The following is a 26101-nucleotide window of genomic DNA, read 5'->3' as shown; positions in this document are numbered from 1 at the left end:
TGATATGGTTAGTTGCTATTCCGTTTGGATAATATGCATTACTGCTATCCGCACTTAGAAGAACCGCAGTCCTTGCAGGTCAGACAGCCTTCCTGGTAATGTAAATTTGTAGAGTTGCAATTTTGACATTGCTGCTTTTTAGCTTCGGTACCATCGGGCACGTATCTCTTCAGGGCACGTGCAACACCATTTTTCCAGGTATTGATGGCTTCGTCCAGTTGCAGGCTATTGATCAGGTCAACGACCTTTTCTATAGGCATGCCATGTCTTAACGTACTGGAGATCAATTTAGCATAGTTCCAGTACTCGGGATTAAATTTATAGGACAGTCCCTCAATCGTGGTTTTATGACCACGTTTATTTTTATATTGAAAGTCATACCGCGAGCCGCCGTCAGCATCTCTGTTTTTAATGATCAGGCCGTCATTTACCCATCTCGGGATCAGGATGCCATCTTCATCATCCGCAAATCCGGTAAAGATTTCATAAGGCTTGCCCTCTATTAAACCGATAAATGCGATCCATTTATCCTTGCTGTTTTGAAAACGAACTACATCAGCCTCCAGTACAGCTGGCCTGGTGGTCGGAAAAACAAGCCGGGACGACTCTTCCGCGGCTTCTGATTTTTCTTCTGTATTGGCAATGAGCACACCAGACCTTGAACCATCCCTGTAAACCGTGACCCCTTTACACCCGGATTTCCAGGCTTCCATATAAAGCTGACCTACCACTTCCTCGGTCACATCGGCGGGCATATTGATCGTTACACTGATAGAATGGTCTATCCACTTCTGGATGTCACCCTGCATTTTTACCTTTTTGAGGTAATCAACGTCGTTAGACGTAGCTTTGTAGTACGGCGACAGCGCTACGAGCTCGTCCAGTTCTTTTTGTGTATAATTTTTCGTTAAGTCTTTCCCGTTTACTTCCATCCACTGCCTGAAGCGGTGATGGAATACGACATATTCTTCCCAGGAATCGCCAACCTCATCTACAAAGTCCACGCGTACATCCTTATCGTTTGGATTAACCTTTCTTCTTCTTTTGTAAACAGGCATAAATACCGGCTCAATTCCGGAACTTGTCTGAGACATCAAACTAGTTGTTCCTGTAGGGGCTATCGTCAGTAAGGCGATGTTCCGCCTGCCATGTTCCAGCATTTCATAATATAGCTTTGCATCTGCCTCTTTTAAGCGCAGGATGAAAGGATTGTTCTTTTCGCGCTCGGCATCAAAAATACCAAATGCACCTCTTTCCTTTGCCGTGTTGACAGAGGCCCTGTAGGCCTCAATTGCAATGATCTTATGGATTTCTATAGCAAATTCCGAGCCTTCGTCACTTCCGTAGCGCAGACCCATGGCGGCCAGCATATCGCCTTCAGCTGTGATGCCTATCCCTGTCCTTCTTCCTTCATTTGCTTTGGTCTGGATGTTTAGCCATAGGTTTTTCTCTGGACGTTTCAACTCTTCATCTTCCGGGTCTTCGGTTATTTTTTGCAGGATGGCGTCGATTTTCTCCAGTTCCAGGTCGATGATATCATCCATAATGCGCTGGGCAGCATGGATGTGCTTCTTAAACAGATCCCAGTTGAAAGATGCTTTTGCGGTGAAAGGCTGATCTACGTAAGAAAAAAGATTGATTGCCAGCAGGCGGCATGAGTCGTACGGACAAAGCGGTATTTCGCCGCAGGGATTTGTAGACACCGTCTTATAGCCAAGATCTGCATAGCAATCCGGCACCGACTCGCGGATGATCGTATCCCAAAACAGAATTCCCGGTTCAGCGGACCGCCAGGCATTGTGTACAATCTTTTTCCATAGTGCTGCAGGGTCGATCTCCTTTTTATAAAGCGGATCTGCACTGTCTACCGGGTATTGCTGCGGGTATGCCTTGCCGGACTCTACCGCTTGCATAAATGCATCGTCTATCCGTACAGAAACATTGGCACCGGTCACTTTACCCTGCGTCATTTTCGCATCAATAAAATCCTCGGAGTCGGGATGTTTAATGGCTACAGAAAGCATCAGCGCGCCCCTTCTGCCGTCTTGCGCGACTTCACGTGTAGAATTGGAAAACCGCTCCATAAAGGGCACGATCCCAGTGGATGTAAGCGCAGAATTTTTAACAGGAGAACCCTTGGGACGGATATGAGACAGGTCGTGGCCTACTCCGCCACGCCTTTTCATCAGCTGCACCTGTTCCTGGTCTATTTTCATGATTCCGCCGTATGAATCAGAATTGCCTTCATTGCCGATTACAAAGCAATTGGAAAGCGAAGCAATCTGATAGGGATTACCGATGCCGGTCATCGGGCTGCCCTGAGGAATGATATATTTAAAATCTCTGATCAGTTCAAAAATTTCATTTTCTGACAATGGATTAGGATATCTTTGTTCGATCCTGGCAATCTCTCCGGCTATCCGCCGATGCATATCGTCAGGGTTCTTTTCAAATATGTTCCCATAAGAATCCTTGAGCGCATATTTATTGACCCAAACCCTTGCGGCCAGGTCATCCCCCTTAAAATAAATCAGCGACTCCTTAAATGCCTCATCAGCAGTGTAAGTCGCTTGTTTTTTTGATTGATTTACAATTTCCATGATTATAAAAAATGAATTAGCTAAGAGTTCAAAGCTAAGAAACAGCAAACTTTAAACAGTCATAATTGAATAGAGTTTGCGAAACTATTTTATAATATTCTGTATTACAGTTGATTGAATTTTTACCTTACCTAAAATGTTTACAGTTTTTTACAACATAGCAAGCAACAAAACCTCACAAACATCATATGCGATCAAACAACTGCTTACCGTAAGCATGGCCAACACACATCGAATCTGATAATTTGAGATGTACGCGATTGAGATAGTATTTAAAAAATATTTATGTCTAGTTAGCATAATATTAAAGCAAAATGAAATCACCGATAGCGCTCTCAGACATTTGATTGATTTTTTGGCTTAACCCAAAATTCATCAGGATAATTATCTATAAAATCATCTTTGTGCTCGCTATCTAAATGTTGAGTTATCTCATTTAGCGACGAAACCGGTAATATTTGTTCGAGACGAGGAAAAACGACTCTTTCCTCATAACGGATATGGTTATTCAGCATCTTAACCAGCCCCTCATAGGCTTCTTGACTTTCTCGTTCCTCACCCCTGATTTTCTCGATCTGATTCATGATTGTACAGTGCTCTTTTTTTGCCTGGATGCAAACAGGGTCCTGAAACCTGTCGAACAATACTGACTCTTCAATATGAAAATGTTCTCTCAGATGTCCCAACCAAAAATAATCAACATAACTTCCTAATCTTTCAGGTTCCACGGAAGTTTCCAGTCCTTGTTTTATCTTCCAGCAAAAAAGCAAGCCAAAATGATGGTCCCTGGAAAATGCTTTAAATTCTTCGCTGCGTTTAATGGGTTTCTTTTCCATATCATTATATTTAGTATTTTACTTCAAATTGCAACGCAAAGTAACTTCTTCAACCAAGCCTTTGGTTTTAAGAAGGCCTTTTTATATGTTTTCATATTGATCAAATTCCAGCGCGGTTTCTCCGGATTAATTTTTTCTGACATCAGGAAACGCCCGGAGAAACTTCCGTAATAAATAGTATGATTTTATTCACGTTTGAATCTGGAAACGTAAGCCTGATCTAAAACTTCTCTATGATTCGGATGGGCAATATCTATCAATGCCTTAGCCCTTTGTTTAAGATTTTTACCAAACAAATTCACGATACCATATTCGGTTACCACCCAATGAACGTGCCCGCGCGTAGTCACTACACCTGCACCCTCTTTAAGAAAAGGGACGATCCTGCTAATCCCTTTATTAGTCTGAGACGGAAGCGCAATAATAGGCTTTCCTCCTTCAGATAAAGATGCACCACGCATAAAATCCATCTGCCCGCCTATTCCAGAAAACTGGTAGGTTCCTATGGAATCTGCACAAACCTGACCTGTAAGATCCAGCTCAATGGCACTGTTTATAGCTACAACTTTTGGATTTTGTCTGATGATGCTCGTATCGTTTATATAACTGATATCCATTACCCGAACAGCCGGATTGTCATCTACAAAATCATAAAGGTCTCTTGTTCCTGCCATAAAAGCAGTGACCGAGCGTCCCCTGTTTAATTTTTTCAGGCTGTTATCGATCACCCCTTCATTAATAAGCCCGATCACCCCGTCAGAAAACATTTCGGTATGCAGGCCAAGTTTTTTATGCCCGCCCAGATTTTTAAGGACCTGATCGGGAATACTTCCGATACCCAGCTGTAAAGTTGACCCATCCTCTACAAGAGAGGCTACATGATAGCCGATCTTACTGACCACATCATTGGTGTCGGCTGAATAGTCGATTACCGGCAGCTCTGCGTCCTGGTAGACCATTGCGGTGATCTTACTGATATGGATAAAGCTCTCACCATGGGTTCTTGGCATTCGTGAATTTATTTGCACAATGACAACCCTCGCCGTATCCACAGCTGCACGGGCAATGTCCACGGAGGTCCCCAGTGAGCAATAACCATGCTGATCCGGAGGCGAAACCTGCACAAGTGCCACATCAATGGGCAAAATATTTTGCCGGAACAGCTGTGGGATCTGACTTAAAAAGACAGGCACATAGTCACCCCTGTCACTATTGACGACCCCGCGGGTCGCAGCAGAAACAAAAAGGGAATTTACAAAAAAAGACTTGCGGTGTTCCGGCGCATCAAAATTCACGTCACCCAGCGTGGTAATGCTTACCAGCTCTACACCCCGAAGTTCCTCATGTCTCCTTTGCATGGCTTTTACCAGGCAGACTGGAGTTGCCGCGCTGCCATGGACAAATACCCTGCTATCCGATCGAATTAATTTGACTGCCTCATCCGCTTCCATTATTTTTGTATTGTTCATATCGTAAATATTTAAATTTTTGCCATTATCTATTTGTCATCTATAGATCTTTCTTGCTAAATTTCTTTAGTGACCACATTAGCGGGACTACGATCCAGATCAGCAAACCTAAAAAAGACAGCGAAACGCCAATATAATTGCCGAAAAATTCCCGGAATATGGCCCCGGTATAACCCATTAAGGCCGAAATATCCATCTGGAGCAAAATTTGGATACGTCCCAGGTCGATCGGGTTGAGAAAACTAAAAAAGACCATGGCTCTTTCCAGAGGATAATCCTGAAATTGAAATAAAAAGAACAAAACCAGTGCATCGAAAATAAGCGAAAAATAAAGCCATAATAAAATGGAAAGTCCGATGCCTTTGGCTTTATCACGGGTAATTCCAGCAGCCAACATCGCTATACTCACAAACACAACTGTTAAAAAAAGACCGGTCAAAATCATTGTGATACCCGTTGCATCGGCATGATATAATAAAATCGGAATCCCGGCGCCGATAAAAAAAGCAAGTGACAACGATGAGGCCAGCCCACCAAACAAACTGAGCCAAATGGACTTTCTTTTAACGGGCTGACTAACCAGCAACTCTATAAACTCAGAGCTATTGTATATATAAATTGTCGAAAAAATGATACTGATTAACGGCACCAATATCAGTATGATGTTCAAAAGGCTTAGCAGGCCCTTTGCTGAATTACTTTCGAGATTAAATACACTTAAAGCAATCAACAATAACAGAAATGTGTAGATCAGTACGATCTTGTTCTGGACAATATCTACGATTACGTATTTTAATATTTTTTTCATCTTTTAAGCGGTCATAATTTTAGCAATCGCTTTTACCAACCTTTCTTCACCGGTGTCCTGGATTAATTCTAAAAGCTTTTTGTGGAACAGCAACCTTCCATCCTGCATATAAAAAACTTCGGTGATCAGCTCATCCAATTCGCTCAAAACATGCGAAGTGATCAAAATCAGTTTCCCTTTCTCTTTCTCCAAAACAATTTTTTTCTTTAACTGCTCAGAGGACACCGGATCAAGTCCGGCAGTAGGTTCGTCCAGGATCAACACATCGGGACTGAATAAAAAGGCAAGACAGGCGCTAACCTTTTGGCGGGTCCCCCCAGAAAGCGTGTGCATCTTCTTGTCCATCAGTTCCTGCAGACCAAAACTTACGATCAGCTCTTCATCGAGATGCACCGTGGTGTCTTTTCTGATGTCTTTCATCATATCGATCACGTTTGCGATCGTCATATTTTCAGGGTAACGACCTATCTGGGGCATATAACCTATGTTACTGCGGTACTGCCACTGTTCGCTGATTGGCCGTCCATCAAACTCAATATTACCCTTGTCCGGCACCACCATCCCAAGGATGGATTTAATCAGCGTGGTTTTCCCACAACCATTAGGTCCTAACAAAGCAATGCATTCGCCTTTAGTGAAAGAAACGGAGATATCATTTAAAGCCTTTACCCTTCCAAAAGTTTTCGTAATATTTTTCGCTGTTATCATAAGGGTATCTGTCTCATTACAGGTTTGTTGTCTTTCAAATTTTCCGGGGTCACACCTGGAAGGATTTTTTCTGTCTTATCCAATAAGGAAACAATCAGGCTTCTAAAAAGCATCAATGCAGCGGGATTGCTATCAATAATCATCGAGTACATGCTCACAGGATGATAAGACACGTCACCTGTATTGTCCTTAGAGAGATCATATCCTTCATATTTATCCCAGTAGTTACCTGTAAATTTATTTAATACCAGGGAACCATTTGTCCCAATGTCGAATGTATTCCCGATAAAATTGTTCCTGGTAAAATCATTATTATCGCAACTGGCCTGGATTTTAACTGCCCAGCCATTACTGCTAAAGATATTCTTATATAGCTTGATCCTGCTGCAGCCCTCCATATGTAAACCAACGGTATTTTTAGTAAAATGATTACCTGAAATATCACTATCGGTAATGTCCTTCAATAATATTCCGTATGCAGCATCTCCCCAGTTGTTCAAAAAGTGGTTGTTATACATGTGAATATTTTTGCTGTACATGACGGCAACCCCGGCTTCATTATGCTCGAAAACATTGGACACATATGTATTGCGATTAGAGAACATAAAGTGAATGCCATAGCGCACATTCCGGGTGCTTACATTCCTCCAGATCAGGGAGTTTTTGACAAACTCAAAATACAACCCATCACGATGTCCCTTTATTTTATTTCCAATGATCACCAGGCTGTCCGATCGCCAGCAATGGATCCCATTACCGCTTTGAACTTCATCCTTTCCGTAGGCGGTTATCGAATTGTCTTTTATCGTGCACCGTTTACTGTTCTGAACGTAAATACCGAAATTAGAGTCCTCCAAGATGTTATTCAACGCAGTTATCTTATAGCTGTCGTAGATCATGATTGCCCCCAGGTCCCTGATCTCCGAACGTCCCGTGTGTTGTAATTTAAAGCCCTCCACAGTTGCGTTACTTGCTTTTATAGAAATGATGGCGTGCTTATTTTCGCCATCCAGAACCGGATAATTGATACCTTTTAAAGTGACAGATTTTTGAATGATGATATTTTTCTCTTTGTATATTCCGGGATCAACAATAATGGTATCACCGTTCTGAGAAAGATCTATAGCCTTTTGCACAGATTTCACATTTCTCGATTTACCAACCTTTATCACTTTGGCATCGACAGAGACAGTCGCGAAACAGCCGATCAGAAATGTATATAGGATTCTTTTCATTTATGAAAAGGCATGAGTGACGTTACTTGTACAACAGACCCTTCTACGGATTGCGAGGCAGCTGCTAACTTTTCTTTAGTTTGGAAAGCAGCAATATTACTTCCCATTGGCGACTTGAATGCTTCGCTTTTAAACAAGAACGCATTTTGCAGTTCTATAAAACCATGAGGTTTCTCATAGTTCACCAGGTACATTCCATCAATGTCCTCATGCTTAACTCCTTCAGTTCTTGTAAATTCCACCAGGCAATGAAGATCATCGAACTTGTAGACCTTTCCTTTTCTCGTAATTAATTCCGCTCCGAAACGTTTATCTGCAACCCCCATTTTACAAAAGCTGCAGGCATCCGTTCCGACTTTAATGGGCTTAGGTTCAACATTGCATGATCCCATTGCCACCATAACCCACAGGAAAGGTAATATGTACGTTATCGATTTCATTTAAATTGTTTTTTATGTTTAAATTGAAGTACAACTGCCACCAGCAAGCCCAACCCGACAACAATAAATATCCAGCCGCCTATATCAGGGACAGAATAAGCGCCAAAATTCAGCAGCTGTTTATAACCAATCAGTGGGGGCTGGTAACTCATTCCAGGCACATTGATTGCCGCGTTTGGATCCAGATCGTGTCCGTATTGATATTCCCATCGCCAGAAATCAGCCATTGCGACTATACCAAAAATTACAAAAAGAGAAAACAAACCCAGAAGCCATTTAAAGGTCCGCAGGAATAAACCAACAGCGAGCGAAAGCACAGCAAAAAAAGTGATGATGTAAGGCAGGATGGCGAATTCCACGAAGTCTTCTGTATGGAGTGTCTTCATACCAATATAATGATTCAGTCCATTAATGATGTCAACATTTCCCGCTATTTTATTGGGGTACATTTTGAGCACAAGACCTTCCGGGTATTGCGGTGCAGCCAGTTCTATTTGCCATAACGGGACAAACAGAACAACAAACAACGCAAGGCCGCAGACCAATACAATGATTCTATTTGTGGTGGTTAAATCTGTCGATTTCATAGGTATAGGATGAGATAAATATTCCAGGCCATGCTTAATGGCATGGCCTGGAATATCCGAATATTATTTTTTCAGTATTTCATCTGCCGCTTCTGAGTTTTTCCCGAGGCTAAAGGAAATCGGCACCTTTGAACCTTTTGCAGAAACCCGGACGTAACCCTGCATCTCTTGATGCAAAGCACTACAGAAATCGGTGCAATAGATTGGGTATATACCCACTTTTTCCGGAACCCATTTTAGTGTAGTGGTTTCTCCGGGCATGATCAGCAGCTCTGCATTTTTGTTACCTTTAACACCAAAACCGTGTGGCACATCCCAATCCTGTTCCAGGTTAGTAACGTGGAAGTACACCTCATCCCCAAGCTTAACCCCTTCAATATTGTCAGGGGAAAAGTGTGAACGCATTGCCGTCATGTAAACATGTACTTTGTTTCCCTCTCTGGTTACTTTCGAATTTTTCTCGCCCATAGTTACATAAGGATGTTTGTTTTCATCTAATCTGAAAATCTTCTGGGAGTTTTTAGAGATCAGTTCTGCAGGTACCATTTGTGCATAATGTGGTTCACCAATAGTCGGGTAATCCAGTAACAACTTCATCTTATCCCCGCTAATGTCAAAGAGCTGCGCACTTTGGGCCAGTTCTGGCCCGGTAGGCAGAAACCTGTCTTTGGTGATCTTGTTATAAGCGACAAGGTATTTACCGTAGGGCTTTCTGGTATCGCCGCCTGGAATGGTCAGGTGTCCTGGTGAATAATAAGTCGGCTGCCTGTCAAGTACCTTCAGATCTTTAACATTCCATTTTACGATCTCCGAGGAGATAAAGAAGGTGGTATAAGCATTTCCCTTGCCGTCAAACTCTGTATGCAAGGGCCCAAGTCCTGGTTTCTTAACCTCACCATACAATGCAGCTTCATATTTTAGCACCGGAATGCCACCATAACTGCCGTCATATGTTTTGTTTGCAATGGCATTCTGGATTTTACTGAAAGAAAATACCGGAATCAGCGCCGCTAATTTTCCGCTACCCACGATATATTCACCGGTGGGATCCACATCGCAACCATGCGGAGATTTCGGACATGGTATCATATAGACCAGATCCGGAAAATCCCTGACGTCTATCAGCGTCACTTCTGACTCCATTTTTGAGGTAGCAGTATGCGTAGACTCACTATAGGTATTGTGCGCAAAGTTAGCTTTAACCTTTTTGCCTTTACCCTGTTTCACATATTCCGCTGCTTTCTTCCAATTTACAGCAAGAATATAATCTTTATCTCTTTTGGAAGCGTTGACTTCCAATAAAGTGTGGGCTTGTTCGGAATTATAACAGCTAAAGAAAAACCATCCGCTGCTAGGTCCCTTACCACTGTGGCTCAAGTCAAAATTCATTCCTGGCAACAGCATCTGGAAAGCTATTTTCATTTCACCATTTGTAGGGGCAACACTGATAAAACTGATTGTACCCTTGAAGTTCTTTTTATAGGAACTGATCGGCACGTCGCCGTTTTCATAATCCATCGGAACGCTGAAACGTGTCCCTGCCACTACGTATTCCGTATTTTCGGTAATAAAAGGGGAAGAGTGGTTTCCTGCGCCATTCGGAATTTCAATGATCTCTGTGGTACGAAAGGTCTTTAGATCGATTCTGGCAATACGAGGTGTATTGTTTTCATTTGCAAATAACCAACGTCCATCTATCTCGCCATTAGTTTGCGAAAGGTCGAGATGGTGCTGATCTCCCCAGGGAATCTCCCCGTGAGAGGTATTTAACATTGGTTTTGTTTCCTCACTGTACCCCCAACCTTTTTCCGCATCCTGTGAAAACACCGGGATCACACGCAGCAAGCGCCCAGAAGGGATACCATAGACGCTCACCTGGCCACTAAAGCCGCCGGAAACAAAGTTGTACAGCTCATCGTATTTTCCTGGTGGAACATAGGTTCTGCCCGCCGCATCGCTACCAGTGGCATCACCCGCATTTTTTGGTTTACAACCAGACAGGTGAATCAGCATTAAGAAAGCTCCACTGGCGAAAAATAGATATATAATCTTTTTCATAAAAATAATTTATTATAAATAATTGGCATTAAACGGACCTTATTTTACTCCGTCGTTTTTTCTTAAAAATTCCAGGATATCCCGTGCATCATCATCACTGAGGTTTTGATTCGGCATACGCACCATACAGATCTCTAACATGGCTTGTACTTTCGGATCCTTATCAATCATTACGTCGGTATTGGTCATGAAATTCATAATCCATTCGGGTTTGTGCCGTTTGGTAACTCCCGCCCACCCAGGTCCGACGAGCTTTTCATCGGTAAGCTTATGGCAGGATATACATTTTAAATCTGCAAGTTTTTCTCCCCTTTGGGCCATTGCTGGGTCCAGTTTGTCGCCGACTTTAACATCGGTGAATTTACCCTCGCCCCTGTTGGGATCATAAGTATCCGTGGACGGCGCCTGTTCCTGGCTTTCAGCAGATTTATCTGTCGAATTATTTGATTCAGTGTTTCCTCCGCCTGCGCACCCGGCAGCGAATAGGGCTAATAGAGATAAGAAAATCAGTTTTTTCATAACATTTCTTAGGTTTAAATAATTATGTAATTATAGGAAATCAGAAACTCACATTATATGATTAGAATCATATAATGTGTCGTTATTATGTGAGATCGGTCACACAATTTATGCCATTTTTTGTCTTAATTGTACAAATCAAGATACGAATTACACTTAAAATTACAAATTAAAATTAAATGGTAATAATGCGAGACAATCAGTTCAATAGCCGAAGATGGATCATAATTTCATTGATTAATTTTTTTATAGTTTCCGTAGTTGGCATCATTTTACGTTATAAAATTAACTTTCCGCTGCCATTGATTGACCAGAAATTTTTATTACATGGTCATTCTCATTTCGCATTTGTAGGCTGGGTATCATTGGCGTTAATGGCCCTCATGGTGAACTACCTGACCAGGTCTGGCATTGTAACCAATTATAAAAAATACCATTGCTTATTCATTGCCAATACAATCTCTGCTTACGGTATGTTGATTGCATTTACAGCACAGGGATATGCCCTGGCTTCAATCACATTTTCAACACTATCAATTTTTGTTTCCTATTTTTTTATTTTTTACTACTGGAAAGATTTGAGCGGGATAAAAGGAAACCAGCACACCAGCAATTGGTTTAAATTTGCACTTGTGCTGCTAGGCATTTCTTCAATCGGACCCTTTACTCTCGCTTACTTAATGGCGAACCGCATTTTTGTCCAGGATCTTTATTTTTCAGCCATTTATTTTTTCCTTCATTTCCAGTATAACGGCTGGTTCCTGTTCGCCTGTTTTGGGCTGTTATTTTCTTTCGTCCAACAAAAGGAGGACATGCATTTACTAAAAATCAACAGGGGCCTCTTCTTAATTCTTGCATTGACCGTTATCCCCTCTTACTTACTATCTATATTGGGATTAAAAGTACCGGCGTATTTGTTTTGGATCGCTGCGGGCTCAGCTATCGTTCAGCTGTCTGTAGTTTTTTATAACTACCGCCTTTTAGAAGCACTTAGATCCAGACCTGATTTTTCCCTGAACCAAATGACCGCTTATTTATGGACGCTTGCCTATATTTCGTTTGCGCTGAAAATCGTTCTGCAAAGTTTTTCCATCATCCCTTACTTTGCTGATTTTGCCTTTAGCCTCAGGCCAGTAATTGTAGCCTACCTGCACCTGTGTTTCCTGGGGGTAATTTCTTTCTTTATTCTTGGCTGCTGTAACATTGTACTGGCGAGAGTAGGCCGGGAATTAAATAAAACCGGGCTATGTATTTTTATATCTGGGGTATTACTTCAGGAAGGCGCATTAATGGTACAAGCGTTGGACGCCATCGCGTTTAATGGTGTAGTGCATACAGGCATCGTTTTATTCCTGGCTGCAGTTATGATGGCAGTAGGTCTCGCCATAACACTAATAAAAGCCGGTTACTTTATAAACGCAAAAAGACCCCTGTAATCTGCTTACAGTGGTCCTTTAAGTTACGATGCTGATTATTTTACGCCTGCCTGCAGCTCTTGTTCCGCTAGCAGTGCTTTTGGGAACAAGATATTGTTTTCCAGATGCACATGCTTATGCAGATCATTTTCATATTCATCCAGCTTTTTGTACAATATCGTGTACGAATTGCAGGCATTGGCAGGCAATGTAAAATCATGGGTAATTTCCCGTATGGTATGCAACAGATCGCCAGCCTGCTCGTGTTCCGATTCCATGACATGAATTGGGTTGGATACATGGCCAAAAGCGCTTTCTGGAAGTTGTCCTCCCTCACGCTGAACGGTGGCCAACTCTTTTATAAAAGGGAAAAGAACTTTTTCCTCCTTGCTCAGGTGTAGCATCAGATCTTCTCCAACCTGGTTGAACAGTTTAGCTACTTCAACAACCTCAGGGTGCTGCTGCCCGTGTACCTTTGCCACTTTATTTGCCAGTTCCACAATAAAAGAAGTGTTTTCCTTTACATACTGATGGTGTGTATTGATGATATAATCGGTCAAAAATCCAATGTCCCATTTCGTGTAATCATTTTCACAGCTATTTGTATTATCCTGGATTGACTCCAGCGCTTTTGTTACTTCAGCTGTATCAATTCCCTTTTTTTCACAAGCCTCTTTAATGGTCTTCTTTCCGCCACAGCAAAAGTCAATGCCGTAATGTTTAAAGACCTGCGCTTTACGATAATCCTTAGTTACAATTTCGCCTATAGTTGGGTCTGCCTCGACACCTCCGTTTTTAGAGATCTTCACTTTCCACAGTTCAGGGCCCTCTTCCAGATACTGCCAGGTAAAAACCGGTCCGCGCTCTGCAAGCAGCTGATAATAGAGTGGCTTAGGATCGTGGTCGTTGTTAATCACAAAAGCCTCGCCTGGATTTAGCCTGTCATATATATCAAAAATCGTTGGATGTTTTAACCGGGGCTCCAAAGCCGTCACATCTAATGTGTTCATTGTTTCCATAATATTTCTTTTGTTAGAATTTTATGAAAACAAATTTAACCTTCAGAATCCGGCTGGTTTATGATCTCAATCACATTGAAAAACAATAGTGATTCCTATTTTTAATATCCTCTCAATGTTTTTAGTCCTTCCTCTGATATGAATTTATAGCTCCACTCGGGTTCCCAAACCAGGGTAACCTCTGTCATATAATCAGGAAAAGTTCGCTCCATGCAATTTTTAGTCGCCGATAAAATACTCTCACCCATTGGGCAGAATTTTGAAGATAAGCTCATTTCTATCAGGAACTGCCGGGTGGTTTCATTAAGCTTTAGGGCATAAACTAAACCCAGGTCAACAATATTGAGGTTCAGTTCCGGATCTATAACAGTTTTCAGGGCAGAAGGAATATCAGATATCGTCATAATTGCGAATTTTAGTTTTGTGCAAAAGCAGGTAAATTACATGGAATAAATAACTTAGCGCTGTGACAATCAGACTGCAGGCTCCCATAAATCTCATTACAATGGAACCAAGCAGAAATCCCGCTATAAACGTAACCAGGAAAAGAAAAAATGCAACAAATTGAATATATAAGAGGCGGCCATTTAACAAATCGGCGGGAACCGGTGTTTTAACGTTCCCTGCTAAATGTTCATAATGCTTCAGCCAAACAATAAAAGGCAAGGTCTTAAAAGTCTGCCCCAATATCAATGCACTGATCCAGCCCATAAAGATCAGAATTCCATAAAGGGTAGACATGTTCACAGCAAGGCGATGGTTTTCTAAATGGTAATAGAGTATAAAGGGCAAAACCAACATACCTGCCGCGAGCAGTAAAAAAGAGAATAAAGTCTTTACCATCGGGAGATCCACCTCTTTACGAATGCGGGATTTCATACACTTGAAAAGATAAAATAAATAAAAAGAAACTCCGGTAGCACCCAGTAATACAACGACATAGGTTATAAAAACAATGCCCTGCAAATATGCGCTCAAAAGAAATGATACAAGGGCTGCATTGATAAAGTAATAACTAAAAGAAAGGAGCTGCACTTTCTGGTATTTAGAAACCAGGAACATCGGTACAAGCTTAGCACTAACCCCAATTATGAGCATCAAAAACCACCCGACAATACCCATGTGCGCATGCAATCTCAGAAAATCAAGATGGTCCTTTTGCAGAAATGAAAATTGGAAGTTAAACACCAACAGGGTTCCAAGTAATGCAGTAAGCGTGAGCCATAAAACGGATGTAATGATAAACTCCTGAAAAATAGATTCCCGCTTTTTACGCTTAACCGTAAAAAAAACATTCAAAGTAAAGAATATGACCCCTGTAAGCACCAGGATACTAGCAATTTGCATGTACAGGCCCGGGTCGAAGATCCAAAAGCTATAAACGAGCAGAATTATGCCCGGAACAAAAAAAGCAAGACTGATCCAGGGGAATATTGTACTATATAAATTGGTTTCTAATATCACTGGAAGCAGTTGGTATAGCGCACCAAATATGATCATCGTTCCCCAGCCTAGTGCCGCGGTATGAGTTAGTGCTAAAATCTTCGGTTGAAAATAATGTCCGGATAGAGACTCCACTGAAAACAGGAACATTCCCGCCAGTATCAAAAAACACAGGCCTGCAAGTAAATAGTGCGCTACCACAATTCTATAAAGCGGGTTATGGTGACTGATGGAGGTCATGACCTGTAAATTAACATATCCAGCTCTGTAGGGGACTTATGATTAAGCACGAACATCAAACCCCTTTTTTTCAATTCAGGAAGCAAATACACTGGCGATTTTTTATGATAAACATATAACAATTCATCGTCCTTTAAGTCCTGGATATTTTCTATAATTTGCATCATCGGCTGAGGCATCTCCAGATGACGAACGTCAATATATTTAATTTTATTTTTCGCGACCCCTTGAAATATCTTCTCAAACAACACCTGCTCATTGTCTTGTTGGTATTCAGGTGGCAACTCTACCAATACGCTGGCGGCAGTTGTTTTTTCAAACCAGGTTACTACCAATTTGTCTTCAATGTGCTCGGTATGATGAAGGAATCCCCTATCGGCCAGTAAATGTATCAATGGCACGGGCTCAAAAGAATTGATAATCTTCAATCGATCTCCAATGCGCATCTGAGTAGTCATTTGAAGAATATCCTTGAGCGGATCCTTGTTTTGTTGCAGAAAGCTGCGGGCATCCAGTTCAAGTAAAGTTGCCGGACGGCTAAAGTCGATGAGATTTTCTTCTGTTGCGTTCGTTTTCTCAATAGTCTCATCGATGACAAAACCAATTTGTTTCATACTTTTCAGGAAATCCTCAACAGTACATTTACCCACTTTACATGCATCCGCAATAGTCACCCGGCGGGCCAATAAATTACGCAATAGCGGATTCCTCAGCTTTGAAAAATTGGTATTTAAGTCTACCAGAGCGTCAATTACCTTTTCCTGGTCGGCGTCTAACAGTACCTTTATCCGTGTATTTGAATTAATTTTCATCTGTTAATTTATTGTTGTTCCTTTATGATGAATCAATCATTATTTTTATTTCAAAGATGTTCTGCTATCAGTTCATTTTTAAGGGCCGTAAATCTTGTATAAACTATATCTTGCAAACTCACTATTTTATTTAAATCATTTTCAAATTCTGTCAATAAATCCACAGTAGTTTTAAAGCAATTGTATGCATCTATTGGAGGAACATATTTTTTAATGCTGTCAATGACTGAGAAAAAACCCCTTTTATGAAGAGAGAACTCATCAATCATTTTCTTGACGGTGTTATTAACAGCGATAATAGTAGAATTGTCAAAACAGTCCTCCTCACCCTGCGTTCCGGAGATTTGTTTAATGAAAGATACCAAAGACAGAATCCGCCTTTGCAGCGAACCTACCAATCGTCCAGCATAAAAATTAAAATTTGAGCAAAAATCTGAAATGCACTGATCCTGCTTTTTGTGGTATTCCGAGAGCCCGTCCAGAAACTGCAGAATAACCGACAGGTTCTCTTCAATAAAGCGGATACGGATGGAGATCATATCGATTAGCCAACCAAGCGGCCATAAGGTATAGTCACTTGAAGATTCTCTTGTGCCGTTTACAATATCATTGAGATCATTCATTAAATGCGTCAGATTAATATCTTTTTCCTTACAAACTTTCTCAATTGTTTTATTCTGTTCTGTAGCCAGATCTATTTGACATGCCCAAAACAGCGGTGCAGTCCTAAAGTCCTTCACGATCATGTTACCAATTGTAATTTTATAATCTGTTATCATGGCATTTGATTAAAATTATGTAAGATGGACGGCCATTTTATTTCTGTATGACCGCTCTGTTTTTCTTTCTAAATGAAATTTCAATAACAAAGTAGCAGAGGGCCAAAATTCCAAACCCAAATATCGTATCACCAATTGCTCTGAGCCACTTTAGCATCACCATTCCTGGCTGCTGCATAAGTTCGCTGGAACGGGCATACCACATTCCATGTTCTATGCTGGCTATGGCTTGCCAGATACCTACCGGCAAAAGGCTTAACAACGCCATAGACAAAAGTCCGATATTGGTAGACCAAAAGATAAACTTCATCAAGTTCTCATTCCATACTTCATGTCTGAAAAGGCTTCTTAAAACAAAAAGCATCAATCCGATCCCAAGCATTCCGTAAACCCCAAACAAGGCCGTGTGTCCATGCAATGGTGTGGTGTTCAATCCCTGAACATAATACAAGGCGATTGGCGGGTTAATGATAAACCCAAATACACCTGCACCTAGAAAATTCCAGAAAGCAACTGCAATCATAAAATAAATTGGCCATTTGTAATCCCTGATCCACAAGGTGGATTTGGAAAGCCGGTAATTGTGATAGGCCTCATAACCAATGAGTACCAAGGGGACGATCTCCAGTGCACTAAAGGTAGCGCCAAAAGCCATTACGCCAACTGGGGTCCCCGAAAAGTATAAATGATGGCAGGTACCCAATATACCACCCGACATAAAGATAATGGTCGAAAAAATTACATTCAGCGTTGCCGTTTTAGTCTTAAGCAGCCCCAGTCGGACAAAAAGAAAAGCAATAACGACCGTAGCAAATACCTCGAAAAACCCTTCCACCCAAAGGTGAACCACCCACCACCGCCAGTATTCGGCAATAGCCAGATTGGTTTGTCTTCCCCACATTAACCCGGCAGCATAAAATAAAGCTATTGCCGTGCAGGAAATTAAAAACATGATGATCAGGTTTTTTTCAGCTGTTTTCTTTCTGAGTACAGGAAGCAAGGGCCTTACCATCAATGTCAGCCATAAAAACAGACCGACCAGCAAAAATATTTGCCAGAACCGGCCCAGATCAACATACTCATAACCCTGATGACCAAACCAGAAGTTTTCAATTAAGTTGAGTTTTTGCATTACGCCAAACCATTGCCCTGCCATCGAACCCAACACAATAATCAACAGGGCAACGAATAAGAAATTCACTCCAAATACCTGAAATTTAGGGTCTTTACCAGATACCGCAGGCGCAATGTATAGGCCCGTTGCGAGCCATGCCGTCGCAATCCAAAAAATTGCCAGTTGGGTATGCCAGGTCCTGGTTACTGCATAGGGGAGCCACTCATCGAGGGGAATTCCATAAAATCCGTTTCCTTCTACGCCATAATGCGCAGTGACTACCCCGAACACTACCTGCAGCACAATCAGTAAACTGACCACAAGGAAATACTTTTTAATCATGAACATAGATGGCGTCATGCCCTGTTTCAGTAAGGGATCTGTTGCCGGTGTTTCAAGCTGTTCATCTTCACCTGACTTCACGTGATAAAAAACCAATATCCCGATACAGAAGATCAACAGGATGATGCTGACACCCGACCAGATCAATAAATTTGAGGTTGGTACATTTCCAACCAGCTCATCAGACGGCCAGTTGTGCGTATACGAAACTTTGGAACCCGGCCTTTCTGTGACAGTGGCCCAGGTGGCCCAAAAGAAAAAGGCATTCATCTTATGCATTCTATCTACATCCTTGATTGACATTTTCGGAATCGCATAATCATGACGCAACTGATCAAATTTTGGGTCGTCCATGAACAAACCTTTATAATAGCTGCTCAGGTAAGTAATCGCAGCTATCCGATCTTTCGAGACGGTTATCGTATTGGTCTGGGCATTAAATGTATTTTTCCTCAGATCGCGTTGGAGCCTGATTTTAAGTCCTGCTTTCTGCTCCTCCGTTAATGTCTGGAAGGCCTGGTTAAAATCCTTCTTTGCATAGCTGTTTAAAATAAAAACGGCTTCCCTGTGCAGCCAGTCTGCCGTCCAGTCTGGAGCCACATAAGCACCATGGCCCCAGATCGTGCCTACCTCCTGCCCGCCCATGCTTTGCCAGATATTCTGACCATCTTTTATCTCTGCTTCTGTAAAAATAGTCTTGTTGTCTGCAGAAATAATTTTTGTTGGTACAGGGGGAGACTGCTGATAAATTTCGTAACCGAAATAGCCCAGTATGGCAAAGGAAATACCCATTACCAGTGCAAATCCAATCCAAAGTTTTCTTTCTCTATTCACTTTAAATACGTCTTAAGTTCTGTTTTTCCTATTCTACAATTAGTTTGCCTTTCATCATCGAGACATGGCCTGGAAATGAACAGATAAAATCATAAGTACCTTTTTCATCAACCGAAAAAGTAATCGTATCTGACTCCCCGCCTCCAAGGAGTTTTGTATGTGCAATGATGCTGGCACTTTCAGATTTAGGAATGTAACCATTGTTTTTTGCCTCTAGTGCCTTTTTCGCGAATGCATTGATATCAGTCCCTGACTTCAACAAAACAAAATTGTGTCCCATTGCATTCTTATCCAGCGTTCCTGTGTGTTTAAGCGTTAAAGTAACGGATTGACCGGCCGCAATTCTAAATTCAGTTTGATTGTATTGCATCTGATCATTTCCTTCCAGGTTGAGGACGTTGCTCAACACCGGCGCTGCAGGGGTCACTGCCTCTTCCTCTACGGTTGTTGCAGATTGTGTTGCGGCAGCTTCTTTTTGCCCATTGCCTCCGCAAGAGAAAAGCAGGAAAGTCATGGTAAGAGCGATTGCTGAAAGTTTGAATATTTTTTTCATGTTGATAATTTTTAATGATTTATTATAGTTATAAATTATGATCAAAGTTATAATGATCTTCTGCTCGGTTTTATGAGCGAAATCATAAAACAGATAGAATCGCCGAACTTAGAATTTTAAAGTTATTAAGCCATAAATGTTTCGCCCGGGTCTGAGGGTTGCTCCCCAGTCCAGATGATCAGCATAGGCTTTATTAAATAGATTTTCGATTCCTGCGGAAAAATCCAGTCTGTTTTTTTTCAAGATAAATCCGTACCCGGATCTGATGTGCAGCAACATGTATCCGGGACTGAAGGTTTCACCAAAATCGCTATTGATCTGATCTTGTTTAGTACTGATTTCACTTTCAGCCTGGAAGAACAAAGTCCGGTGCTGAAAGCGAATACTGGTCATGATTTTTAAGGGAGAAATTAGCGGAAGCGGAGTGTCTTCATTATCCTTTGCCTGCAACCATTTCCAGGTATTATTAATGATCAGGTGTTTATTCAGTATCTGGTAATTAACACTGCTTTCTGCGCCAAAAAGTGTAGCCGAAGGGATATTCTGATAGGCACGCACGCCGGAAGCTCCGGCAGTCATCACGCTTAAACCAGATTGGGTTCTTCCTACAATATAATTTCCCACACGGCTGCCAAAGACGCTTAATTTCCAGGAGAGATTTTTTGTAGCATATAGTAAATTACACTCCGCATTCCAGGCCTGCTCATTTTTCAGCAAAGGGTTTCCCATATAATCATGATTATCCAGCTGGTTGAACAGGTAAAATCCATACCTTTCAGAAGTAGTGGGTGATCTTTCGTTAAACCCGGTGCTCAGATATACCGTGAGCACTGAACTCAAAAACCGGGTGTAACTGATGTTCGCATTTTTCAAGATCCGGTTAACCGGCCGCTGCACATCATAACCCATTATTGAAAACTGTTGTGCACCCACGTCGTCTGTAACTTTTGCCTGAGCAACCTCCACTCTAAGTTTCAGACCAAGGCGGCTTTTATCCGACACATACATCTCATCCTCCACAAAGATCCCGGCAACCATCTGGTGATTGTTTGGCCAGGTAAGCATAAACATGGCTGCGGCGTCCGGAGGATACATTGTCATCTCTGCCCGGACGGAATTGTAATAAAAGTCCGTTTTTGCCCTTATGGTATGCTTCCCGCTGCTTCTCAGCCGAAACTGAAGAAAAGCCCCTGCGGTATGGCTTTGTCCCGGCATATCCATATGAATGGTGCCGGCCGGTCTATGTGTATCGTCCATTGCATGACGGACGGAATTTGCATAGATTTTAGCTTCCAGCGCCTGCAAAAATGCTACGGGATCATTCCGCTCATAAGTGACAGAGCCAATTCGGGCTTTCGCATAACCTACATCCATGGGCAAAGCCGGGAATCCTATGTTCCAGCCGTCATCAAACAAAAGGTCTGCTTTTATGACGCTATTTTTGTTGAGGGAGTACTTCCCTGAGACACTGGTGTTTAATTTACCGTACTGAGAGAAATTCACCCTTTTATTTTCTCCGTCCAGGTAGTCGCCTCCTTTGCGGTACACACCGCTAAAACGAATGGCCCATCTTTTTTCGCTATAATTCATAGCCAGCACATTTTGTACGGCAGTGGCAGCTGAGTAATACCCTGAAGCAAGGCTTCCGGTAAATCTGGCATTAGAATCGATTAACGCATCCGCCAGTTTCAAGTTGAGCGTTCCGCCGATGGTCGCACCCATTCCGCTGCCATCTCCCCCATATCTGATATCGATGCTCTTCAGATTTACAGGTTCCGTGTAAATTGTTACCGGATCCATCTTATCCGTACAGGCACCGAAAATTCTCATTCCATCAATGACAACATTAATTTGCCCTGCAGAAAAGCCTCTTAAAACCGGCTCCATCCCAACTGGACCACGCCTGATCAAATTCACCCCCTCTATTCTGGCCAGAATATCCTCCGTGCTGGCAAGCATTGAAGACTGATAAAATGCAGTTCTGGGTTGTTTACTTTTCTTAATCGTATGGATCTGCACTTCTTTCAATGACAGTTCCCTGATCACACTATCCTGCCGGGCCTGCGCCATTGCTGCCGATGTTGAAAGGAACATAACAATCGCAGTAGTAAAAGAAAAAAAATGCCACATCTCCTTAAAAGCTAAGGTCAAAAAAAGTAGTAATTTTCTGCCCTGACCTGGTCAGTTCCAAATTGATTCTCCAGTCACCAGTCATCGTAAAATTGACCTTGCCTCTGTAGCCACCATTTTTTGCATAAGCAGGATCAACATTATTGGGAGAACCGTGCCCCATGGCTGGCATTTCGGGTGTGCTGGCAAGAAGATAATCCTCAGCTGGAACAAAACTCATTAGATTCTGCTGACGATAAACGATGATTTCGAGCTCATTTATTCCGATTTTTGGAGAGATGGGAAAAAAGTAAGCGACTACCAGTTTATCACCTTCAGCAGTTGTCAGCATTTTTACCCGCTCAGGCGAAGAAGGCCCGACCTTTATTCCTAATCTGGCTATTCCTGTCTTGGTTTGTCCGTCTCGTTTAATGCTTATTTCAAACGACCATTTATTTTGTTCTGTGTTGCCCGCCATTGTAAAAACTGCTGCAAAAGGAAACAAGGTATTTTCAGCCAGATCACTTTCTGGCTGCACACAAGGTGTCGAATGGGACATGTGCATCCCATTCATTTCCATATTCATTACAGGCAGAATTTTAATGACAGCTTTAGTTACAGCCTGGTTGGAAACAGAATCATAAAGTATCACAAATAACTGATTATATCCTGTGGAAAGACCATTTTTCGCCCATAATTCTACTTTGGTTGATATCCCGGGAGCATAGGCTTCAGAGATTTTTTGGAGACCCTCTTTAGGATCAGGAACAGCATTGCCATCTTTTTTACAGGCGGCAAAAATGACTAATAAAAAGGCAAAAGCATATAGTTTTTTCATGACGATTTAATATTAAGAAGCATAAAACAGCCAGTTCGCTACGCGAAAAGGCAAATTGTTAAGAATTGGTGACAGCGATGGATACACCAACAATATTAGCTGGCAAGATCATTCAAGCAAAGACAGCTGAAGGAGGATGAAATATATTGAAATAGATGATATTTGTATAATTTGCAATGAGCGGCTTGATGCTGTCTATAATCGTAAACGATCTTAAAGAGGTGTGCTGGTCAACAACGACAAGGAACGACGGCATTTCCAGCTGTTTTTCTATCCCTGAGGCTTGCCTTTTGTTTTTTTCAGCGTCAGCCAATCTTTTCTTCAAGAAACATTTTCCATCACAGTGCATTTCAGGTTTGTTTCTATTTTCGCAAGATGATTTAACGATATATTCCTTATGCAGTTGATAGCCTGTTATAATTCCTAACTGGATTAGGCACTGTACACCTAAGAGTAAAACTAAGACAATACTTATTAATTGCTTCATCCTGCGATCATGCTTATTATTCAAGAGGTAAAAGTAATGACTCAAGGCTTGTCCATTAATGATTATCATTGTTTGAAAAGCTGACGCTGATCACTTTTGCGTCCTCGCAGGATCTGTGATCTCCTAACATCGTCAACTAAAAGTTCCACCCTATATCTGTAGATTTTTAGTGACCAAATAGCATAATGATGACGATCACATTTCAGCCTGATTGAGATCAGTCAAACTAAACAAACACATTGCAATATTTGATTATAATTTCATCACCATGACAACAACGATAGAAGACAATGAATTGGATGCCGAGTTGCAAGAACTCTACCTGACAGGCAAACAATGGTCAGCAGAATTGGAATTTCTTTCAACAGAACTCATTTTCTTAGGAAAGCTTATTCAAAAAACCTCCGCTCCTTTAAACAAGAATATCTTCGTGGAAAAACTGTTGAATTTAACTCGTCAGTGCCAGGAATTAAAAGATAATATGCAAAACCTTGTCCATGCTATAGGTGTAATCACCGTGGCTTCAGAGAAAAAAATCGAGTTGACTTTGCTGGAGAACCATATCGAGCTAAAATCCAAAATTCAAGCGTTGACACATAGCATCCAAATTGAAAAAAAGGCGGTTTTTGCACTTGTACCCAGGTCAGCCGGTGAATCCAAACCAGACAGCTAAACGTGCGGCATGTATATCCCTTATCGATATGGCATTCAAATTGATGTACACGTCAAGATAAGGACATGAGTAGTGTCGAATAAATGCTGACGTGAGAGTCGCTTCGGGCAAGGACCATATAAAACGAATTTAATTCATCTGTAAACTTTGCGGTTTATGATGACCAATTCGCCTTTTTTCTCTAGTGATTTTATTGACCGGATAACGGTTTCAACTCTTAACCCGGTAAGGTCAGCTATCTGCTGTCTGGTAATTTGAACTTTATATTTGCTACTGGATGGACTTTTGTCAATCTTTGTTTTGAAATATTCTATCAACTTTATCACTCGATGTTCGGGTTCTTCTGATGCGATCTCGGAAGCCATAATCGACTTGTAATAAAGTCGTCTTGCCAGATTCGATGTCACACGTAAGTGAATATCGGGATTGGCCATTAACAATTCCATGAATTTGTTCTTAGCTAAAAGCTGGACTTTTGAAGGCACTATGGTTACTGCATTCGCTGGATAAGTATCGCCCAGAAAAAGAGGGGGCTCGCCAAAACTGTCACCGTCGCTAAAAAGCCCCTGAACAAATTCTCGTCCCTCATCGTTAAAATTATTCATTTTTATGCCTCCATTTAAAATTTGGAAATAATATCTTGGTATGTCGCCCTTTCTGAAAATGATTTCTCCCTTGTCGAATGTGACTATTTTGGATCCAAATTCCGCTAGTATATTTTCATTTATCATAGAATATTATTTAATCTAACCAGATTCTTCTGTATAGCTCAAACCGGCGGATGATTTGTCTAGTTTATAAAACATAGACGGTAGATTAGTCTGCAATACTAAACAGTTGGGTTTCGGGCTTGAAATCCCAGAGCCTTGCATCTATCGCCATACAGATGTTTCTTAGAAAGCGCTTTCCAATTGTTGTGACCTTAAGCTCAGACTGTCCCAGGACAATCAGTCCGTCATCGGCCAATTCAAGAAGCCTCAATTTCGCCTCCGAAAAAATCTTGTCCTGCATTTCGGGTTGTATCCACGAAGTAAATCCCTTGCACATAATGTTTAAGATGTGTTGACGGATCACCAAATCCGATTGGTTCAAGAGATGACCTTTGAAAACCGGAATTCGGCCCTCATTCACTATCTTAAGATATTCTTCGACTGTCTTAACATTCTGTGCAAAGGCAGTCCAGCAATCACTGATTGCCGACACGCCCAGACCTATCAATACACGACTTGACTGTTCGGTATACCCCATAAAGTTTCTGCGAAGCCGCCCAGAAAGGTGTGCCTGATAGAGGCTATCTGTCGCCACCGTAAAATGATCCATTCCGATTTCTGTATAGCGAGCATCGATCAGCATTTTGCGTCCGGTCTGATACAACTCAGCTTTCAATTCCGCCGAGGGAAGATGCGCTTCGGTATACCTCCGCTGTCCAGGTCTCACCCATGGCACATGTGCATAACTATAAAACGCGATGCGGTCGGGTGCCAATTCGGTTACTATGTCAATAGTGCTGATTAAACCTTCTAATTTCTGCAAGGGTAGACCGTAAATGAGATCGTAATTGACCGAGTGATAACCAATCCTTCTTGCTTCGGCAGTAACATCAGCTACGGACTTTACAGATTGTATCCTATTGATTACAAATTGTACTGTTGGGTCAAAATCCTGAATACCCAGACTTAATCTTCTGAAACCCAGACGGTATAAAACTTCCAGATGTTCTGTGGTTGTATTATTTGGATGTGCTTCAATGCTGAATTCTGCTTCCGGGTGTATGTAAGCATATTCGGTAATTCCCGTAATCAATAACTCCAGATTTGCCGGTCTGAAAAAGGTTGGCGTTCCACCTCCAAGATGTATTTCTTTTATTAAGGGTTTTGTGGAAAACTGGCGAAGGTACAACTGCCACTCCTTGAGGACTGCGGATATATATGGCCCTTCTACGGAATGGTTTTTAGTAATCCGGGTATTACAACCACAATAGGTGCAGAGGCTCTCACAAAACGGCAAATGAATATATAGGCTGATGCCAGTAGCAAAGTCGTTTGACTGCAAAACCTGTTTAGACCAGCGCAGTTCAGTAAAATTACAAGAATCCCAGTAAGGCACGGTTGGATAACTGGTGTACCTTGGAGCGGCTACCCGATATTTATCGTTGAGTTGTTTGATGTCCATATTTTCCTAAT

The 26101-nt window shown here is 41.7% G+C and carries 24 protein-coding genes; 2 read left to right on the top strand and 22 right to left on the bottom strand.

Annotated features, from left to right (window positions below):
• Positions 1-44: 44 nt before the first annotated feature.
• From B0O44_RS19775 to B0O44_RS19730, 10 genes are all read right to left on the bottom strand, one after another.
• Complete coding sequence (locus tag B0O44_RS19775) at positions 45-2600, bottom strand: adenosylcobalamin-dependent ribonucleoside-diphosphate reductase (RefSeq protein WP_110833843.1); 2556 nt, start codon at positions 2598-2600, stop codon at positions 45-47.
• 335 nt (positions 2601-2935) lie between these two features.
• Positions 2936-3436 carry a hemerythrin domain-containing protein gene (locus B0O44_RS19770; RefSeq protein ID WP_110833842.1) on the bottom strand — a complete coding sequence of 167 codons (501 nt, stop codon included), beginning with the start codon at positions 3434-3436 and terminating at the stop codon, positions 2936-2938.
• 185 nt (positions 3437-3621) lie between these two features.
• Entirely contained in the window at positions 3622-4905 is a 1284-nt protein-coding gene (locus B0O44_RS19765) for an acetyl-CoA hydrolase/transferase family protein (protein WP_110833841.1), read from the bottom strand.
• A 40-nt stretch (positions 4906-4945) separates the two neighbouring features.
• Complete coding sequence (locus B0O44_RS19760) at positions 4946-5713, bottom strand: ABC transporter permease subunit (protein WP_110833840.1); 768 nt, start codon at positions 5711-5713, stop codon at positions 4946-4948.
• A gap of 3 nt (positions 5714-5716) precedes the next feature.
• Positions 5717-6421, bottom strand: a complete 705-nt coding sequence (locus B0O44_RS19755; RefSeq protein WP_110833839.1) for an ABC transporter ATP-binding protein — start codon at positions 6419-6421, stop codon at positions 5717-5719.
• A complete protein-coding gene (gene nosD / locus B0O44_RS19750; RefSeq protein WP_110833838.1) occupies positions 6418-7656 on the bottom strand; it encodes a nitrous oxide reductase family maturation protein NosD in 1239 nt (412 codons plus the stop codon). The genes B0O44_RS19755 and nosD overlap by 4 nt, the downstream gene beginning before the upstream one ends.
• Positions 7653-8096 carry a nitrous oxide reductase accessory protein NosL gene (locus B0O44_RS19745; RefSeq protein ID WP_110833837.1) on the bottom strand — a complete coding sequence of 148 codons (444 nt, stop codon included), beginning with the start codon at positions 8094-8096 and terminating at the stop codon, positions 7653-7655. Before B0O44_RS19745 ends, nosD begins: the two co-directional genes overlap by 4 nt.
• A complete protein-coding gene (locus B0O44_RS19740) occupies positions 8093-8683 on the bottom strand; it encodes a hypothetical protein (RefSeq protein WP_110833836.1) in 591 nt (196 codons plus the stop codon). Before B0O44_RS19740 ends, B0O44_RS19745 begins: the two co-directional genes overlap by 4 nt.
• A gap of 63 nt (positions 8684-8746) precedes the next feature.
• Entirely contained in the window at positions 8747-10741 is a 1995-nt protein-coding gene (gene nosZ, locus B0O44_RS19735) for a Sec-dependent nitrous-oxide reductase (RefSeq protein ID WP_110833835.1), read from the bottom strand.
• Between the two features lie 39 nt (positions 10742-10780).
• Positions 10781-11260: a c-type cytochrome gene (locus B0O44_RS19730; protein ID WP_110833834.1), complete on the bottom strand. Its 480-nt coding sequence runs from the start codon at positions 11258-11260 to the stop codon at positions 10781-10783.
• A 188-nt stretch (positions 11261-11448) separates the two neighbouring features.
• Here B0O44_RS19730 and B0O44_RS19725 point away from each other — a divergent pair, with 188 nt between their 5' ends.
• Positions 11449-12696 (top strand): hypothetical protein, encoded by a 1248-nt coding sequence (locus tag B0O44_RS19725; protein ID WP_146229879.1) that lies wholly within the window; start codon positions 11449-11451, stop codon positions 12694-12696.
• Between the two features lie 35 nt (positions 12697-12731).
• Here the strand turns inward: B0O44_RS19725 and ric are convergent, their stop codons facing one another.
• The 10 genes from ric to B0O44_RS19675 form a co-directional block, all read right to left on the bottom strand.
• Positions 12732-13694: an iron-sulfur cluster repair di-iron protein gene (gene ric, locus B0O44_RS19720; RefSeq protein WP_110833832.1), complete on the bottom strand. Its 963-nt coding sequence runs from the start codon at positions 13692-13694 to the stop codon at positions 12732-12734.
• 101 nt (positions 13695-13795) lie between these two features.
• Positions 13796-14098 (bottom strand): metal-sulfur cluster assembly factor, encoded by a 303-nt coding sequence (locus tag B0O44_RS19715; RefSeq protein WP_110833831.1) that lies wholly within the window; start codon positions 14096-14098, stop codon positions 13796-13798.
• Entirely contained in the window at positions 14085-15377 is a 1293-nt protein-coding gene (locus B0O44_RS19710; protein WP_110833830.1) for a hypothetical protein, read from the bottom strand. The genes B0O44_RS19715 and B0O44_RS19710 overlap by 14 nt, the downstream gene beginning before the upstream one ends.
• On the bottom strand, positions 15374-16189 hold the full coding sequence (locus tag B0O44_RS19705) for a DUF2249 domain-containing protein (protein WP_110833829.1): 816 nt from the start codon (positions 16187-16189) through the stop codon (positions 15374-15376). The genes B0O44_RS19710 and B0O44_RS19705 overlap by 4 nt, the downstream gene beginning before the upstream one ends.
• 50 nt (positions 16190-16239) lie before the next feature.
• Positions 16240-16968 carry a hypothetical protein gene (locus tag B0O44_RS19700; protein WP_110833828.1) on the bottom strand — a complete coding sequence of 243 codons (729 nt, stop codon included), beginning with the start codon at positions 16966-16968 and terminating at the stop codon, positions 16240-16242.
• A 37-nt stretch (positions 16969-17005) separates the two neighbouring features.
• Positions 17006-19258, bottom strand: a complete 2253-nt coding sequence (locus tag B0O44_RS19695) for a nitric-oxide reductase large subunit (protein WP_110833827.1) — start codon at positions 19256-19258, stop codon at positions 17006-17008.
• Positions 19259-19286: 28 nt separating this feature from the next.
• Positions 19287-19811, bottom strand: coding sequence for an azurin (azu, locus tag B0O44_RS19690; RefSeq protein ID WP_110833826.1), 525 nt, complete (start codon positions 19809-19811; stop codon positions 19287-19289).
• A gap of 108 nt (positions 19812-19919) precedes the next feature.
• Positions 19920-21905, bottom strand: a complete 1986-nt coding sequence (locus tag B0O44_RS19685; RefSeq protein WP_170123377.1) for a TonB-dependent receptor domain-containing protein — start codon at positions 21903-21905, stop codon at positions 19920-19922.
• Between the two features lie 40 nt (positions 21906-21945).
• Positions 21946-22758: a FixH family protein gene (locus tag B0O44_RS19680; protein ID WP_110833824.1), complete on the bottom strand. Its 813-nt coding sequence runs from the start codon at positions 22756-22758 to the stop codon at positions 21946-21948.
• Positions 22759-22870: 112 nt separating this feature from the next.
• Positions 22871-23245 (bottom strand): hypothetical protein, encoded by a 375-nt coding sequence (locus B0O44_RS19675; protein ID WP_146229877.1) that lies wholly within the window; start codon positions 23243-23245, stop codon positions 22871-22873.
• A 268-nt stretch (positions 23246-23513) separates the two neighbouring features.
• On the opposite strand from B0O44_RS19675, the gene B0O44_RS19670 reads away from it, so the two are divergent.
• A complete protein-coding gene (locus B0O44_RS19670) occupies positions 23514-23918 on the top strand; it encodes a hypothetical protein (RefSeq protein ID WP_110833822.1) in 405 nt (134 codons plus the stop codon).
• A 134-nt stretch (positions 23919-24052) separates the two neighbouring features.
• Here the strand turns inward: B0O44_RS19670 and B0O44_RS19665 are convergent, their stop codons facing one another.
• On the bottom strand, positions 24053-24649 hold the full coding sequence (locus B0O44_RS19665; RefSeq protein ID WP_110833821.1) for a Crp/Fnr family transcriptional regulator: 597 nt from the start codon (positions 24647-24649) through the stop codon (positions 24053-24055).
• Between the two features lie 85 nt (positions 24650-24734).
• Positions 24735-26090 (bottom strand): oxygen-independent coproporphyrinogen III oxidase, encoded by a 1356-nt coding sequence (gene hemN, locus B0O44_RS19660; RefSeq protein ID WP_110833820.1) that lies wholly within the window; start codon positions 26088-26090, stop codon positions 24735-24737.
• Positions 26091-26101: the final 11 nt, after the last annotated feature.

It is taken from the genome of Pedobacter nutrimenti (assembly GCF_003208655.1).
Lineage (GTDB): Bacteria > Bacteroidota > Bacteroidia > Sphingobacteriales > Sphingobacteriaceae > Pedobacter > Pedobacter nutrimenti.
The sequence above is the reverse complement of the archived record's forward strand: the minus strand, read 5'-3'. Positions and strand labels throughout refer to the sequence as shown.

What these genes read in the sequence shown, in the direction of transcription:
- B0O44_RS19725 (WP_146229879.1), top strand. Translation starts at nt 11,449, where the DNA reads ATGCGAGACAATCAGTTCAATAGCCGAAGATGGATCATAATTTCATTG.
- B0O44_RS19685 (WP_170123377.1), bottom strand. Translation starts at nt 21,905, where the DNA reads ATGTTCCTTTCAACATCGGCAGCAATGGCGCAGGCCCGGCAGGATAGT.
- B0O44_RS19770 (WP_110833842.1), bottom strand. Translation starts at nt 3,436, where the DNA reads ATGGAAAAGAAACCCATTAAACGCAGCGAAGAATTTAAAGCATTTTCC.
- B0O44_RS19730 (WP_110833834.1), bottom strand. Translation starts at nt 11,260, where the DNA reads ATGAAAAAACTGATTTTCTTATCTCTATTAGCCCTATTCGCTGCCGGG.
- B0O44_RS19745 (WP_110833837.1), bottom strand. Translation starts at nt 8,096, where the DNA reads ATGAAATCGATAACGTACATATTACCTTTCCTGTGGGTTATGGTGGCA.
- B0O44_RS19715 (WP_110833831.1), bottom strand. Translation starts at nt 14,098, where the DNA reads ATGACGATATCTGATATTCCTTCTGCCCTGAAAACTGTTATAGATCCG.
- B0O44_RS19710 (WP_110833830.1), bottom strand. Translation starts at nt 15,377, where the DNA reads ATGACCTCCATCAGTCACCATAACCCGCTTTATAGAATTGTGGTAGCG.
- B0O44_RS19680 (WP_110833824.1), bottom strand. Translation starts at nt 22,758, where the DNA reads ATGAAAAAACTATATGCTTTTGCCTTTTTATTAGTCATTTTTGCCGCC.
- B0O44_RS19670 (WP_110833822.1), top strand. Translation starts at nt 23,514, where the DNA reads ATGACAACAACGATAGAAGACAATGAATTGGATGCCGAGTTGCAAGAA.
- B0O44_RS19740 (WP_110833836.1), bottom strand. Translation starts at nt 8,683, where the DNA reads ATGAAATCGACAGATTTAACCACCACAAATAGAATCATTGTATTGGTC.
- B0O44_RS19755 (WP_110833839.1), bottom strand. Translation starts at nt 6,421, where the DNA reads ATGATAACAGCGAAAAATATTACGAAAACTTTTGGAAGGGTAAAGGCT.
- B0O44_RS19760 (WP_110833840.1), bottom strand. Translation starts at nt 5,713, where the DNA reads ATGAAAAAAATATTAAAATACGTAATCGTAGATATTGTCCAGAACAAG.
- B0O44_RS19665 (WP_110833821.1), bottom strand. Translation starts at nt 24,649, where the DNA reads ATGATAAATGAAAATATACTAGCGGAATTTGGATCCAAAATAGTCACA.
- nosZ (WP_110833835.1), bottom strand. Translation starts at nt 10,741, where the DNA reads ATGAAAAAGATTATATATCTATTTTTCGCCAGTGGAGCTTTCTTAATG.
- nosD (WP_110833838.1), bottom strand. Translation starts at nt 7,656, where the DNA reads ATGAAAAGAATCCTATATACATTTCTGATCGGCTGTTTCGCGACTGTC.
- B0O44_RS19765 (WP_110833841.1), bottom strand. Translation starts at nt 4,905, where the DNA reads ATGAACAATACAAAAATAATGGAAGCGGATGAGGCAGTCAAATTAATT.
- B0O44_RS19775 (WP_110833843.1), bottom strand. Translation starts at nt 2,600, where the DNA reads ATGGAAATTGTAAATCAATCAAAAAAACAAGCGACTTACACTGCTGAT.
- ric (WP_110833832.1), bottom strand. Translation starts at nt 13,694, where the DNA reads ATGGAAACAATGAACACATTAGATGTGACGGCTTTGGAGCCCCGGTTA.
- B0O44_RS19675 (WP_146229877.1), bottom strand. Translation starts at nt 23,245, where the DNA reads ATGAAGCAATTAATAAGTATTGTCTTAGTTTTACTCTTAGGTGTACAG.
- B0O44_RS19700 (WP_110833828.1), bottom strand. Translation starts at nt 16,968, where the DNA reads ATGATAACAGATTATAAAATTACAATTGGTAACATGATCGTGAAGGAC.
- B0O44_RS19705 (WP_110833829.1), bottom strand. Translation starts at nt 16,189, where the DNA reads ATGAAAATTAATTCAAATACACGGATAAAGGTACTGTTAGACGCCGAC.
- azu (WP_110833826.1), bottom strand. Translation starts at nt 19,811, where the DNA reads ATGAAAAAAATATTCAAACTTTCAGCAATCGCTCTTACCATGACTTTC.
- hemN (WP_110833820.1), bottom strand. Translation starts at nt 26,090, where the DNA reads ATGGACATCAAACAACTCAACGATAAATATCGGGTAGCCGCTCCAAGG.